Origin of the sequence: Paenibacillus rhizoplanae (assembly GCF_042684125.1) — a bacterium.
Lineage (GTDB): Bacteria > Bacillota > Bacilli > Paenibacillales > Paenibacillaceae > Paenibacillus_AQ > Paenibacillus_AQ rhizoplanae.
The window spans coordinates 1-15,087 of record NZ_JBHUKY010000038.1 but is presented as its reverse complement, the minus strand read 5'-3'; the positions used below and the strand labels follow the sequence as shown (position 1 = coordinate 15,087).

8 protein-coding genes are annotated in these 15,087 nt (G+C 52.3%); 7 read left to right on the top strand and 1 reads right to left on the bottom strand.

Going from position 1 to position 15,087, the window contains the following annotated elements; genetic code table 11:
• Positions 1-233: 233 nt before the first annotated feature.
• The gene (locus ACFSX3_RS22040; RefSeq protein WP_209994844.1) at positions 234-2,564 is read right to left on the bottom strand and encodes a helix-turn-helix domain-containing protein; all 2,331 of its coding nucleotides are present in this window, start codon (positions 2,562-2,564) and stop codon (positions 234-236) included.
• Positions 2,565-2,819: 255 nt separating this feature from the next.
• On the opposite strand from ACFSX3_RS22040, the gene ACFSX3_RS22035 reads away from it, so the two are divergent.
• The 7 genes from ACFSX3_RS22035 to ACFSX3_RS22005 all read left to right on the top strand — a co-directional run bounded on the left by ACFSX3_RS22035 (position 2,820) and on the right by ACFSX3_RS22005 (position 14,727).
• Complete coding sequence (locus ACFSX3_RS22035) at positions 2,820-3,758, top strand: ABC transporter permease (RefSeq protein ID WP_209994845.1); 939 nt, start codon at positions 2,820-2,822, stop codon at positions 3,756-3,758.
• A 10-nt stretch (positions 3,759-3,768) separates the two neighbouring features.
• Entirely contained in the window at positions 3,769-4,653 is an 885-nt protein-coding gene (locus ACFSX3_RS22030; RefSeq protein ID WP_209994846.1) for a carbohydrate ABC transporter permease, read from the top strand.
• Between the two features lie 38 nt (positions 4,654-4,691).
• Positions 4,692-6,233 carry a DUF3502 domain-containing protein gene (locus tag ACFSX3_RS22025; RefSeq protein ID WP_209994847.1) on the top strand — a complete coding sequence of 514 codons (1,542 nt, stop codon included), beginning with the start codon at positions 4,692-4,694 and terminating at the stop codon, positions 6,231-6,233.
• Between the two features lie 32 nt (positions 6,234-6,265).
• On the top strand, positions 6,266-7,312 hold the full coding sequence (locus ACFSX3_RS22020) for a glycoside hydrolase family 130 protein (protein ID WP_209994848.1): 1,047 nt from the start codon (positions 6,266-6,268) through the stop codon (positions 7,310-7,312).
• A 90-nt stretch (positions 7,313-7,402) separates the two neighbouring features.
• Positions 7,403-11,923: a polysaccharide lyase family 8 super-sandwich domain-containing protein gene (locus ACFSX3_RS22015; protein WP_209994849.1), complete on the top strand. Its 4,521-nt coding sequence runs from the start codon at positions 7,403-7,405 to the stop codon at positions 11,921-11,923.
• Between the two features lie 148 nt (positions 11,924-12,071).
• Positions 12,072-13,379 carry an aminoacetone oxidase family FAD-binding enzyme gene (locus ACFSX3_RS22010; protein WP_209994850.1) on the top strand — a complete coding sequence of 436 codons (1,308 nt, stop codon included), beginning with the start codon at positions 12,072-12,074 and terminating at the stop codon, positions 13,377-13,379.
• A 31-nt stretch (positions 13,380-13,410) separates the two neighbouring features.
• Positions 13,411-14,727, top strand: a complete 1,317-nt coding sequence (locus tag ACFSX3_RS22005; protein WP_209994851.1) for a BaiN/RdsA family NAD(P)/FAD-dependent oxidoreductase — start codon at positions 13,411-13,413, stop codon at positions 14,725-14,727.
• Positions 14,728-15,087: the final 360 nt, after the last annotated feature.

Below are 15,087 nucleotides of genomic sequence, written 5' to 3'. Positions count from 1 at the left end.
TTCAACCCTTCTTGTTATAAAAGGAAATGGAGAAAACCGAAGGAGCTACAATTGCGTTTGACAGTCTCGTTCATATCAGCGATTGGAACAACGGTCCGTTCGCGCAGCGTCCACCCAAGTGTTCACGTTGATCTTACTCCAAAACAAAGGGCCGTCCCAAGCAGCCATTTCATGGCTTTTGGGACAGCACCTTCTTTGTGCGCAAATATAAGAATGTATAGGTTTCACTTGCCTCACACCTTCCCCCCGCCATCCCCCGCCCGGTACTTCTTCCGGTACTGGGCCGGGGTCATGCCGTACACCTTTTTGAAGCTGGAATAGAAGGTGTTGAGGGACGAGAAGCCGAAATGCTGCACGATAGGCTCGATCGGGGAGTCGGAGGCAATGAGCTCCTGGCAGATGAAGGTTAGCCGTTTCTCGGATATTTTATCGGTGATGGACTGGGTGGTCTCTGCTTTGTACAGACTGCGGAAGTAATTGACCGACAAGCCCAGGTGATCGGCCAGCATGGTGGCCGACAGATTCGGGTCGGTGAGATGACTCTCGATGAACTGGTCCACCTGGCCGATCAGGGCGATATTCTTGGATTGGCTGCGGGCCGCCGTAATGTCTTCGAGTGTTCGGGTAATCAGGGCTTCCATCCATGGCATGACGTTATCCATTGTTTCCTGCCGAATGATCTGTTTCTCGATGGACGTCAGTCCCCACGAGCTGGGCAGCGGCTGGGAGGAATGCTCCTGGATGAGACGGCGGATGTCCATGAACAAGGTAATCAGAGACATTTTACATTCAAAATAAGGCAGTTCCCGCAGCTTCACTACCGCTGAGCGTAAGACCTCCAGAATGACGGCGGCGTCCCCCTTGAGTATGGCCTGGGCGATCTGCCGCTCCTGGCTCACAGGCAAATGATATAATTCCCCGGGCGCAGCGGGCAGCCATTCCTTCACAATGAGCGACCGGTGTCCGAACCGGAACCGCTCCTGCGTCAGATCATACGTCTCCAGATACACCTCATGCATGTCGGTTAAGCCAGGCAATGTCCGGCCCCAGGCCACGGTGGTTCCCACGGACAAATACTGCTGGATCAGCTGCCCTGCAACTTGCAGCTCCTTCGCGAATTCCTCTGACAAGGGAGCCGATAAGACTACAGCCACGTGGTCGTCCCCCATATCTACCGTCTGCAGTTTGTGTCTGGATGATTGCAGCGACTCCTGAATGATATTGGACATGGCGAACCGGAGCAGGCGCCGGTCCTTCTCCGGGTATACTCCCGAGAATTCTGCGAAGTGGTCGATCCGGAAGATGGCTACGGACAACTCATCGCTCGGCAGATCAATCCCCCATTCCACGAATTGAGCGCGGATCTCCGCTGCCGAATGGTAGGTCTCCCCCAGGAAATCCCTTAAGAATCGCTCTCTGCCCAGAAATTTATTATGTCGCCATTGCTCGGTAAGCTCGTGAATCTGATTATGCTGCGAGGTAAAAACGCTCGATAAGTATTCGAGTTCATTGGCGTTCACTCCAAGGCCGGGCTTCTCCGCCTGATGCTGCCGCATGACCCGGCTGATCAGCTCCTGAATGGGTGAGTATACCCGTTTGGAGATTAGAATAATCACCGCCAGGGAGGCCGCGAACAAGACGAGGAACAGGATCAGACTGGTGTCGCGCAGGACCGTGATTTTATTCAGGATGGCGGACTTCGGGATCATCTCAATGAAGGTCCAGTCCTGAATGCCCTTAACGGAGGAGTCGGCATACACCACTAGCTTTTCCCCCTGATCCTGGGGCTGGAACAGCTTCCAGCCGCTGGCTCCCTTCATTCCGTGGCTTCTGAGCTCGGCAATCTGTTGCGGATTCATTGGCGTGCTGCTAAAAATCGTCTCGTCCCGGTCATTCAGCACGGTGATCGACCGGCTCGCGAAGTTTGAATTGTTCTGAAGCAGGGTCATCAGATTCTGAGTATCCACATTCATGACGAACGCGGAGATAGAGCTGCCTTTTTCATAAAATCTTACAATAGTCATCACTTCTTTGGGTGTGTTCCCGGTAAGAGGGAGGGACAAAGTTCTCGGAATAAGCACGCTATGGTTCGCTGTTTCCGGGTCACGTAAGCGCTTAATAATGTCCTGGTCGTAAAAAGTTGCGGTATCATTTAACCCAAGTCTGGAGTCAATGACTGTACTCGTATAATCGTTAATGAGGTAGACAGAATCAATCGAGGGGTTGGCGTTCTTAATGTCCGTCAGCTGGCTCCATACCTCATAGGTCTCGAAATCGCTGTAATGGTCCGAAAGGGCATACACCTTAAGCGCGCTGTCATTACTGGAGGAGAAGCTGAAATCAAGCGCCCATTCCATCAGCCTTGACGTATTCCGGGCCCCATTCACGAGGAGGGATTCCGAATGATCGCCGATTTCCTCCAGCAGTGTCTTGGAAGATTGCCCATAGAGCAGTACGAAGGATATCCCTAAGACCAGAACGTTCGCACTGACAAAGTAAAAAATAAGCTTCATGTAGGTAGGGTGCCGCTTCAGCGAGGCGAAGAACGGTTGTCTGAATTTCATGGCTCTGGAACCTCCGTAATCATAACTGTCCGGCTCATTATAAGTAGATTTATTATAGCACACAGGGTATTTTCGTCTGCCGAATCGTATGTTTTGGGAAGAGTGTTGTTTTTGGGAAGGCGGTAAATCTGCACTTGCGGGAAGGATCGGCGTTTCTCGGAATTGCTCAGGGCGCAAGGGCTTGATAAGGTGACGGCATAGATAACGGGACGCTCTTGGGGCGATTACCGGTCTTGAGGAAGGGGGGGTGTACAAATGAACTACCAGCTTAACGCAGGTAAACGTTCAAAATGGAGGCATATCACGCAGAATCCTTTTCTGTATGTGATGGCTGTACCGGGGCTGTTGTTTTTTCTCGTGTTCAGTTATTTTCCTATATACGGGATTATGATTGCCTTCAAAGATTATGATTTTGCCAAGGGGATCACGGGGAGTGACTGGGTAGGATTTAGAAATTTTGATTACTTTTTTACATCAGATGATTTCTGGAATATTCTGCGGAACACACTGCTGCTTAATGTGCTGTTTATTGTGTTCACGACAGTAGCGGCCGTTCTGATTGCGCTCATGTTCAATGAGATCCGCAATAAGTATTTCAAACGGATATCGCAGTCGCTTATTTTCCTTCCTTATTTCATGTCCTGGATTGTGATCGGGATGATTGTCCAGTCCTTATTCGGCGGGGAAGAGCCCATGATTAATGTCTGGCTGCAAAATATCGGCATGGAACCGGTCAACTGGATGTTTGAGTCGAGTCTTTGGCCTTATATTCTGACGGTGATCCGGGTGTGGCAAGGGGCCGGTTATCTCTCGATTATTTTCCTGGCCGCCATTACGGGCATATCGGAGGACCTGTATGAGGCTGCCCGGATTGACGGGGCTTCTAAACTGCAGATTGTGACGCGCATTACGCTGCCGCTGCTGGTTCCGACGATTATGATCATGACGCTGCTGGCCGTGGGCAAAATTTTCAACGGGGACTTTGCGATGATCTATGCCATCATTGGCGACAACTCGATGCTGTATCCGACTACCGACGTTATTGATACCTTTGTCTTCCGCTCCATGCGGCAGCTGCACGATTTCGGCATGTCTTCGGCAGTGGGTTTGTTCCAGTCCATTATGGGTCTGATCTTCGTCATTGCTGCCAACTGGGTAACCCGGAGGGTATCTAAAGAATCTGCTTTATTCTAGGAGAGTAACTATGAGACAGAAACATAGCGCTGCGGATCGCACCTTTACGGCATTCGCCCATACGTTCATTTTGCTGTTTACTTTATTTTGTCTGTTTCCTTTTCTGCTGATGATTGCCGGTTCTTTTACGGATGAGGAGGAGCTGATTGCACACGGCTATACCTTATTCCCGCAAAAATTATCGCTGGCCGCGTATAAGGCGGTCCTGCAATCAGATGTACTGTTCAATGGCTATGGCGTTACCTTGTTCATCACGGTTGTCGGGGCCTTAAGCGCCCTGTGCATTTCCGCCATGCTCGGCTATTCACTGGCGAATAAACGGAATGTTCTGCAAACGCCCTTTCTGTTTTTTTGCTACTTGCCTATGCTCTTCTCGGGAGGTATCATTCCGTTCTATATTGTAGTCAGCCAGTGGCTGCATTTGCAGAATACGATCTGGGTGCTCATACTGACGATGTTATGCCAGCCGTTCCTCGTCTTCCTGCTGGTCAGCTTCTTCCGCACCATACCTGAGGAGCTGGAGGAAGCCGCCAGAATTGACGGAGCGAATGAGATGAGAGTGTTCTTCCAGATTATGATTCCGATTTCCAAGCCGATTCTGGCTTCTGTGGGGCTCTTCTATGCGCTGAGCTTCTGGAATGACTGGTTCATGGGACTGATGTTCATCGATAACGAGAAGTTATTCCCGCTGCAGTTAATCCTGCGCCGGATGGTCTCCAATATGGAAGCGGCCAGGAATCTGATTCCTTCCGGTGCAGCGATTGCAGTGACTCCACCGACGTACGGGGTGCGGATGGCGACCACGGTACTCACCATCGGCCCGATTGTGCTACTGTATCCGATGCTTCAGAAATATTTTGTCAAAGGTCTAACGGTTGGTGCTGTCAAAGGGTAAGCCATTCAGATTGTCCATAGATACAGGAGGGTAACGAGATGATGTTAAAAAAATGGTTCGGCACGGCAACAACAGCGGTATTGGTGTCGTCACTGGTGCTGGCAGGCTGCGGGGGAAATGCGAAGAATGAAGGCAATACGGCGAATTCTACGAATTCCCCGTCCAGTTCAGAGGGGGCAGCGTCTGCTTCCAAAGAAGTAGTGACGCTGAAGGCTTATTTCCCGGGAGATAAACCTGCGGGGTTCGATGCTGTGCTGCAGGCAGTCAACGACAAGCTGAAAAAGGACAATATCGGAGCCGCGCTGAATATCAACTTCATGCCTTGGACCGATTACGGGAATGCGGTATCCGTGAAGATGTCTGCCGGGGAAGAGTTCGATATGTATCTGGATGCCCCTTGGATATCCATGAACCAGATGATCGAGAGTAAATCGTTAACGGAGCTGGATGCGGCAGTGGCTGCACGGCCTGAGCTGAAGGCGTCTATTCCTGAGGAAATGTGGGAGTATAACAAATTCGGCGGCAAAATTATGGGGATTCCGCTCGGCACCACCCAAGGCCAGCTGTATGGCGTACTGATCCGGAAGGATTTACGCGAGAAATACGGGCTTCCCGAGCTGAAGACTCTCGATGATCTGGAGAAATTCCTGTATGCGGTTAAGGAAAATGAGAAAGACATCAAGCCTTTTGTCATTAACGGAATTAAGGCCGATAAGCTGCCATTCTTCCTGAGTAACTCTGCGAATCTGGCGCAGGATGAAGTGCTGGAGATTGGGGTCAACATGTTCTCGTATTCGATCAAGGATAAGAAGGTCATTGGCCAATGGGCCAGCCCGACAATTGCCGATGCTTATGAACGCGTTACTAAATACTACAAGGATGGGATTATCTCCAAAAATATTGCCCAGGAGCAAAATGCCGAGACGCTGTTCAAGCAAGGTAAATATGCGGCGACCTACTATGCAGCTGATGGGGTCGAAGGGCTGAAATATTCGGAAATGCTGAAGGATGGCAGCGACAAGCTGGAGATTTTCATACCGAACGGGGAGCAGGCTAAGCCTTATACGGCTTATCAGCAATGGAACTTCCTGTGCATCCCGACGACCTCCAAGCATTCCGATGTCACTATGGATGTAGTGAACTGGCTGTCGATTAAGGAGAACCATGATCTGATGGAATACGGTATTCAAGGAAAGGACTGGGAGCCTGTCGGCGATTCGAGCTATAAGGCGCTGTCCGGCTATACATTCCCTGGGTATGTGCTGACCTGGCGGCCGACGTTGAACCGTACACCTGATACCATGATGCAGGATGATAAGAAGTGGTTCGACTTCTCGACCAAGACGTCCAATTTCACGCTGAGTCCGATTGCAGGCTTCAACTTCAACGCAGAGAAGGTAAAGACGGAATACGCCAAAATCACGCCGCTGCACGATTCGATCTTCCTGCCGCTAAGCCAAGGCCTGATCCCTGCGGCGGAAGGAAAGAAAACGATGGAGGATAAGATGGCCAGTCTCGGCGGGCAAAAAGTGATCGATGAAATCCAGGCCCAGATTGATGCCGTTACTTCCGGGAAATAACCGTACTTCACACACAGAAAGAGGTCACTCTAATGAAAATAACACGCAGCACGCATAATCCGCTGATTGAAGCCGGGGATGTTGCCCCCTCCCGTCCCGATTTCCGGGTGCTGGGCGCGTTCAATGCAGGCGTGGCGCAGTTACAGGAGGAGACGATCCTCTTGCTGCGCGTTGCCGAAGCGCCAATATCAGACCGGGCGGATGAGGTGCTTGTTCCCCGGTTGAATGAAGCAGGGACGGAGGTGCAGGTCGAACGGTACGACAGGAATGATCCGGGCTATGATTTCTCCGATTCGCGCTTCGTAGCCAAGGACGGACAGACCGTGATGCTCACCTCCTTATCCCATCTGCGTGTAGCGCGGAGCCAGGATGGCGTTCATTTCGAGGTTGAGCCGCAGCCGGCCCTGTTCCCGGAGCATCCTCTGGAAGCATGGGGGATTGAAGATCCGCGTGTGACCCAAATTGGGGACACCTATTACATCACTTACAGCGCTGCCTCTGCCCGCGGTGTCGGTGTCGGGCTGGCGGAGACCCGCGACTTTCAGACCTTCAAGCGGCGAGGGATGATGCTGCCTCCCGAGAATAAGGATGTGATGATTTTCCCTGAGAAAATCAACGGTAAGTACTACGCTCTGCATCGCCCAGTGCCGAAGTCATTCGGCGCGCCCGAGATGTGGATCGCGGAATCGCCCGATCTCGACCACTGGGGGAACCACCGCTTCCTGATGGGACTCGGCGAGCAGGGCTGGGACTCGGCCCGCATGGGCGGCGGAGCAGTTCCGATCCGCATACCGCAGGGCTGGCTTGCGCTGTATCATGGCGCGGACAGCAGTCACCGCTATTGTATGGGGGCGGTGCTGCTGGATCTGGAGGACCCGTCCCGGGTGATTGCGAGATCCCGTGTCCCTGTGCTGGAGCCGGAAGCCTCCTATGAGGTGAACGGATTCTTCGGCAAGGTCGTGTTCTCGTGCGGTGCGCTGCTGCTGGACCAGACGGTCCGCATGTATTACGGTGCGGCAGACGAAGTGATGGCTGTAGCGGACATCCCGCTCCAGGATATATTAGATACTCTTGTGTAAGGGGAGGAGGGCAGTGTGAAGCTGCCTTCTCTAATCTCTACAATAGAAAGCGCTAACAAAAATATGGTAGATAGGCAAAGGAGCGTGTACATGGCTGACAACATGCAAAGCAGGATCAAGAGATGGATATGTCTCGTTATGGTTGGATTAATGATCTCGACCCTCGGTTTCCATTACCCTGTATCGGCGGATGCTTCGTCGCAAGAGCTGGCGGAAATGAAGCTGATGAAGCAGCGGGCGGTGGATTTTTATATCTCCAAAGACATCATCAATGACGGCACGAATGGCCGGGTCGAATGGACTTTTAAATCACAGGCCGGAACCTACTTATCGAGTCAAAAAGCGAATGGAAGCTGGGCGGATGTGGATTATGCGAATACCACCTCCAGCGCGAACGGCAGAGGCTGGTCGCCTTACCTTGCGCTAGACCGGATGCAATCGATGGCCCAGGCCTTCGCTGACCCGAAGAGCCCTTACTATCACGATGAAGCCATGGTAGCCGGTATTCAGAAAGCGCTGGATCACTGGTTCACGGTTAAGCCGACCTCCACCAACTGGTGGGAAACCGGCATCGGGAAGCAATTGCGGCTGGGCAAAATCGCGCTGCTGTGTGAAGGCTATCTGACTGCGGAGCAGGCTACGAGTATTGTTGACACATTAGACAGCAAACCGAATACGGTCGATGGAGCTAACTCCTCCTGGTACAATCAGAATTATATGATTCGCGGCCTTTTGCTGGAGGATGCCCAGAACGTCCGTAACGCCGTAGAGGCGTTTAACGTGCTTTCGGCTGTGACAGTGACGCTAACGGGAATTCAGTCCGACATGTCCTTTTTCATGCATGGGAAGACGAATTATACCACGGGCTATGGAAGAAGCTTTGCCAGAGATATGTCCTTCTGGGCTTATGTGGTCTCGGGCACAAGCTTCGCCTACAGCCAGGCGGCTATTGATTCGTTATCCTCCTACCTGCTGGATGGGACCAGGTATCTGGTGAGAGGCGATGTTGCCGACCTGGGGATGGGGATGAATGGACCGGAGTGGCCGGATTATGAGAGCTCTGCGCTGACCTTCTACGAAGATCCGCTGGAGTGGATGCAAGCGGCTAACCCGAAGCGGGCGGATGAGTTCGCTGTCTTCCTCGATAATATCCGCAACATAGGAACGGTCAAGAGTAATGGACTGGACGCAAATAATATGACGCAATGGCAGACCCTGGTCTCCTCTCATATGCGGAAGGATTACGGAATTACAGTCAAGATGTCCTCCAGCACGGTCAAAGGCGGCGAATGGAGAACGATTAATCCAAGCGGATACAACCTGCTCTACTGGACTTCGCAAGGCGCCACGGCCATCCAGAGAACCGGGGATGAGTACAGAACCGTGTACCCGCTGATGGACTGGGCTCATGTTCCAGGGACAACAGCTCCCTACGTATTCACGAAGGAGAATAATTTCAACAACCCGAAGACCTTTGTAGGCGGTGTGACCAATGAGCGTTACGGAGCCACGGCGTTTGACTTCAATAAGCTGAGTACCAGCGGGAAAAAGGGCTACTTTTTCTTCGATGATGAAATGGTAGCGCTGGGCGCAGGCATCACTTCAACGAACGCTGCACCAGTCCATACCACGCTGAACCAGAGTCTGGCAACAGGCGATGTGCTTGTAGACGGCAAAGCCGTTGACGACGGAACCTCGCAGGTTAACGGGCGCTGGGCGTATAACGATCATACCGGGTATATTTTCCCGGACAAGACGGATTTCCAAGTGAAGCAGGAGACGAAGACCGGGAAATGGAGCGATGTGGTTACTGGCAGTTCAACGGAGCCAATCACTAAACCAGTGTTCTCGATGTGGCTGGATCACGGCGTGAAGCCGGTCAATGCCTCCTATCAATACATTGTGCTGCCGGGTAAAACTGCCGGAGAGGTTGGCAGCTACGCAGAAGCAAGCCCGATAAGTATTCTCTCGAATACACCTTCCGTACAGGCAGTCCGGCACCGTGCGCTGGGCATTTCGGAATTACTATTCTATCAGCCGGGTACAGTGACGCTAAGAGAAGGCCTGACCGTCACCGTAGATAAACCTTCGATGGTGGTTGTCGATGAATCCGCGGACCCTGTCCGCATCTCGGTGGCGAATCCCGAAACGCCGGGGATTACGGTGAATGTAACGTTGAACCGGAACGGAGAGCAGACCACAACTACGTACAGACTCGGTAAAGATACGTTTACCGGCCGGAGTATGACGCTGAGCGAGGGAGCTTCTATCGACGATAGAGGGTATGATCTGGCTTACAGTAAAGGTGCGGTGTCTTCCTCCAGCGTGGGCAAGCAGTTTGCCTCGAACGCTACCGATTTGTACAGAACCTCCAGTTGGAGCTCGAACGCTTCGGGCGATGAGTGGATTTACGTGGATCTGCAGGATCAAACTATGATCAATAAGGTTAGACTGCATTGGGAGAAGGCTTACGGCAAAAGCTATAAAATTCAAGTATCCGATGATGCGGCTACCTGGAAGGACGTTTATGCAACCTCCATGGGGGATGGCGGCATCGACGACATTGCCTTCGGTAAGACCAGCGCCAGGTTCGTCCGGATGCAGGGCATTCAGCAGGGAACCGGAGAGGGCTACTCGCTTGCTGAATTTAACGTGTATGAAGCGGTTGCCCCCAACCTTCCCGAAGGCATGACGGTAAAAGCAAGCTCGTCCAAAGCCGCTGATGTATCAGTGGAGAATGCGGTAGACGGCTCATTGACGACCCGCTGGGGGTCCAACTATGCCGATCCGCAGTGGATTTACGTCGATCTTGGCGCAAGCCAGCCCATTTCCAAGGTTATGCTGCACTGGGAAAGCTCCTATGGGAAGGAATACCGGATCGATGTCTCCGATACGCTGGAGGATTGGAAGACAGTGTATAGTACGTCCAGCGGAGACGGGGATATCGACGAGCTCTCCGTAGGTCCGGTGAATGCCAGATATGTCCGGATGTATGGAACTCAGAGAGCGAGCAAATACGGATACTCGCTCTGGGAATTCAAAGTATTCGGACCAGAAACGCAGGAAACCGTTCCCGCCCGGGTACAGCTTGCGGCAGCGCCATCTTCGGTGGTGCCCGGAGGCAAAGTATCCGTTACGGGGGCCGTCTACAGCGATGGCGATCTTCCGGTTCCCGGTGTGGAGGTTGAACTTACAGCAGCCGAGGGAAGCCTTGGGCCTGCAAAAGTAACTACAGATGTGTACGGCCGGTTCAGTACGGTCTTTACCGCACCTTCCGTTCCCGGCGAGGTATCCATCTCAGCCGTCCTGCCGGCAAGTCCATCCGTGACAGGGGTGGTCAACGTGTCTGTAGAAGAAGAGGCTGTGCCTGTGTCGGCCCGGATTGAACTGGAGGCCACGCCATCCTCCGTATCTGCTGGAGGCAGAGTGTCCGTTACCGGAACCGTCTATGACGGTGAAGATCTTCCGCTAGCGGGCACTGGGGTCAGTCTCATGGCAGCATCAGGCAGCTTTGAGCCTGCGCTTGCTGTAACGGATGAGAACGGCCGGTTCAGCACGGTCTTTACGGCACCGTCTACGGCTGGGGATGTGGTCATTACGGCTGTACTGACCGACAATCCTTCCGTGACCAATACGGTAACTGTATCTGTGAGCAAGGCGGTTCCAGTCCCTGTTCTTATTGAACTTCAGGCGGCACCGTCTGCCGTGAATACCGGAGATGACGTATCCATCACGGGAATCGTCTCAGGTAGCGACAATCTTCCAGTCTCCGGCCTGGAGGTCGAACTCGCGGCATCATCGGGCAGCCCGGAGCCTGCTCATGCTGTAACGGATGCAAACGGCCGGTTCAGCGCGGTCTTTACGGCACCCTCCACACCAGGAGAAGTGACGATTACGGCGGTCTTGAGTGCGTATCCGTCCGTTACGGGAAGAATTAACATCTCGGTTAACGGGCGTTCGGGCGGCGATCCCGGAGGTGAAGCGCCAGTGACTCCGCCAGTAACAGTGCCGCCGGTTATTGTTGGAACGCCTAATAAGCCGGACGAGAGCCCGCAAGTCCCGGCTACTCCGGTGCCCGGTCCATCCTTCACCGATATTGCCGGACATTGGGCCGAGGCCAGTATCCGCGAAGCCGTCAAGCAGGGCATCATTACAGGATATCCGAACGGCTCGTTCCAGCCTAACCGTAACGTGACCCGTGCTGAATTCACGGTGATGCTGGCAAAGGCACTGAAGCTTCAGAACACAGAAGCTGCATTGTCCTTCAAGGACAGCGACCGGATCGGACCGTGGGCCAAGGCAGCCGTTGCACAGGCGGTAGCTCTGGGAATTATCCAGGGGGATAACAACAGCAATTTCCGCCCGGATGCACCTGTAACCAGAGCGGAAATGGCGGTCATGCTGGCAAGAGCACTACACCTGGCTCCTGTTGCCCGTTCCGCAGGATTCACGGATGACCGCGACATCCCCGCCTGGGCGGTTGGAGCGGCAGCCGAGATGAAGAAGTCGGGACTGATGCAAGGCAAAGGCAACAACAACTTCTTCCCCAAAGATGCCGCAACGCGGGCAGAGACGGTTACGGTTCTGCTGCGGATGCTGGAAGCTAAGTAAATAAAGCCAACCTTTCATCGTTATACGTTAGAACACAGCAAAGCAGCGATTCTCCTGTTAATAGGGAATCGCTGCTTTGCTTATGCTATAATTTAATAAAGTGTTTTTGTGCTTAGAGAAAATTGGATAAAGGATGCATTGACCAACCATGTATGAGAATCAGACTTCTATGCACCATAAGCTTTTTATTATCGGCGCAGGTGCTGCCGGACTAATGGCCGCTGTTACTGCGAGTGATATGGGGATCGATACTGCCATTCTGGAGAGTAACGACCGGATTGGCAAGAAGATCTTAATGACAGGTGATGGCCGCTGCAACATTACGAATGAATCCACTGTGACAGATACGGATGAAGCAGCCGCTTTATCGCGCAAGTATCATAGTAATCAATCCGGATTTCCGCTTGCGGTAGTGCAGCAATATGGCGTCGGCCAGACGATTGATTTTTTCTCCTTTCTTGGGCTTCCGCTGACAAGACTCAAGGGGGGCTTGATGTATCCGATGTCGCTGCAGGCAGCGGCGGTACTGGATATTTTCCAGCTGGCGCTAGAGGATCGGAATGTTCCCGTATACCTTAAGAATAAAGTGGTGGATGTTGCTGTTTCGGCAGATCATCCGCGCTTCACGATAAAATGCCTAACGGAGACAGAGGAAGAGATTGTTTATACTAGCGACTATCTGCTTCTGTCTACAGGTGGCAGCACCGGTCCAAATGCAGGAAAAGAACCTCCGGGTTATACACTTGCCGAACGTCTGGGGCATACCCTGATTGAGCCTTTTCCGGCCATTGTGCAATTGAAGCTGCAATATCCGAATATGAGGGCACTGTCCAGTATCAAATCTCAGGGACAAGCTCATATCCTTGTAAAGGGTAAAGTCATCGGCAGTGAACAGGGTGAGATAGCCTTCACAGACTATGGGATTACCGGTCCGCCCATTCTCCAGCTCAGCAGGAAGGCTGCGTATCATCTGGCAAGGGGAGAACAGGTGAAATTGTCGGTGGATCTGATGCCGGGCCGCACAGAGGAAGAGTTAGTTGATTTTTTAGAAAAGCTCTGGGAGACCTTTGGGCACCGGACCGTGGCGGATTCCCTCGTGGGTATCTTCAACAAGAAGCTTGTTACTGTCCTGCTTAAGGAGACGGGCTTAGATCAACAGCCACAGCTTCTTTGCCAGAATCTTCCGCCGAAAACTAAAGAGAATTTTTATCGGATCCTGAAGCGTTGGGAATTTAAAGTGACGGATACCAATGGCTTTACGAATGCGCAGGTGACAGCCGGCGGCATTGATACGTCGGAACTCACCCGGGGAACGCTGGAATCCAAGCTGGTGCCCGGGCTGTATTTGGCTGGCGAAGTGATGGATGTGGACGGAGATTTCGGCGGCTATAACCTGCAATGGGCCTGGAGTTCCGGATATGTGGCCGCCATGGCGATAGCTAAGTCAATTCAATAAATTTATTAGGAAAAGGGATGCATCAATTAACATGTATAAGGATCAGACTTCTAAGCACCACGAGCTGTTCATTATCGGTGGGGGTGCTGCAGGTCTAATGGCTGCAGTTACAGCGAGGGATCAAGGTATTGATACAGCCATTATTGAAAGCAATGACCGGCTCGGGAAGAAAATAATAACGACAGGTAACGGGCGTTGCAACATTACGAACCAATCCACCGCCACAGGTACGGATGAAGCAGCCGCTTTATCAGTTAAGTATCACAGTAATCAGGCAGGATTCCCAATACATGTACTGCGGCAATTCGGTGTCCGCCAAACGATCGATTTTTTCTCCTCGCTCGGGCTTCCTTTTATGAGCTTGGAGAATGGCCGGATGTATCCGATGTCGCTGCAGGCGGCTTCGGTGCCGGGGGTGTTTAAGCTGGCGCTGGAGGACCGGAATGTTCCCGTATATTATAAACATAAAGTGCTCAATGTGACCGTCTCGGCGGGACATCCGCGGTTCGCGATAACCTGCCAGACGGAGACAGAGGAACAGGTTGTGTATACCAGCGACTATCTTTTTCTATGTACAGGCGGCCTTACCGCTCCAAAAACTGGAACAGACGGCTCCGGTTATACGCTTGTCCAACGTCTGGGGCACACCATGATCCACCCGGTGCCGGGCATTGTGCAATTGAAGCTGGATTATCCGTATTTGAAGGAACTGTCGGGCATCAAATTTGAGGGAGAGGCCCATGTTATCGTAAACAATGAAGTCATCCGCACGGAGTCTGGCGAGATTCTTTTTACGGACTATGGTATCTCGGGTCCGCCTATACTTCAGCTAAGCAGAAAGGCTGCGTATAATCTCGGCATAGGAGAATCAGTGACCCTGTCGGTTGATTTGATGCCGGAGCGCACGGAGGAAGAGTTAATTGATTTTCTGGAAATACATTGGGGGATCTTCGGACACCGGACGGTTGCTGATTCCCTGATAGGCATCGTCAGCAAGAAACTGATTCCAGTGCTGCTGAAGGAGGCTGGAATTGATCAACAGCTGCATCTGCTGTGTCAGGATCTAACATGGAAAACCAAGAAAATATTCTATAAACTATTGAAGCGTTGGGAATTCAAAATCACCGATACCAATAGCTTCACGAATGCCCAAACCACAGCCGGTGGCATCGATACGACGGAGCTAGTCGAAGGAACGCTGGAATCTAAGCTGGTACCTGGGCTCTATTTGGCCGGTGAGGTGATGGATGTAGACGGAGATTGCGGCGGCTATAACCTGCAATGGGCCTGGAGCTCCGGATATGCCGCCGCGATGGCGCTTGCTGACCGGCGTGCCCGCACCACGTAAGAGTTAGATAGAGGGTTGCTGATATCTTGGTGCGTTGCGGTGAATACATGCATGCATTGAATGCGCGGCGGCTAATTGTGGATTTACCATGCCGTGCCTCGGCTCCAAATGCAGTAATAATGGGGGCTGTCCCAAAAGCCATGAAATGGCTGCTTGGGACAGCCCTTTGTTTTGGAGTAGAATCAACGTGAACACTTGGGTGGACGCTGCGCGAACGGACCGTTATTCCAATCGCTGTGGTCTCCAGATTTTTTTAATTCCCCTTAGCGGTGAAAATCCGGAGACCAAGGCGACCGCTATCGCTTTTACACAATCGTTCCGTTCTCTCCGCTGTTTAAGCGGAAAATGGATGACAATATT

Coding starts and splice junctions, on each gene's coding strand:
- ACFSX3_RS22035 (WP_209994845.1), top strand. CDS start 2,820: ATGAACTACCAGCTTAACGCAGGTAAACGTTCAAAATGGAGGCATATC.
- ACFSX3_RS22020 (WP_209994848.1), top strand. CDS start 6,266: ATGAAAATAACACGCAGCACGCATAATCCGCTGATTGAAGCCGGGGAT.
- ACFSX3_RS22040 (WP_209994844.1), bottom strand. CDS start 2,564: ATGAAATTCAGACAACCGTTCTTCGCCTCGCTGAAGCGGCACCCTACC.
- ACFSX3_RS22025 (WP_209994847.1), top strand. CDS start 4,692: ATGATGTTAAAAAAATGGTTCGGCACGGCAACAACAGCGGTATTGGTG.
- ACFSX3_RS22010 (WP_209994850.1), top strand. CDS start 12,072: ATGTATGAGAATCAGACTTCTATGCACCATAAGCTTTTTATTATCGGC.
- ACFSX3_RS22015 (WP_209994849.1), top strand. CDS start 7,403: ATGGCTGACAACATGCAAAGCAGGATCAAGAGATGGATATGTCTCGTT.
- ACFSX3_RS22005 (WP_209994851.1), top strand. CDS start 13,411: ATGTATAAGGATCAGACTTCTAAGCACCACGAGCTGTTCATTATCGGT.
- ACFSX3_RS22030 (WP_209994846.1), top strand. CDS start 3,769: ATGAGACAGAAACATAGCGCTGCGGATCGCACCTTTACGGCATTCGCC.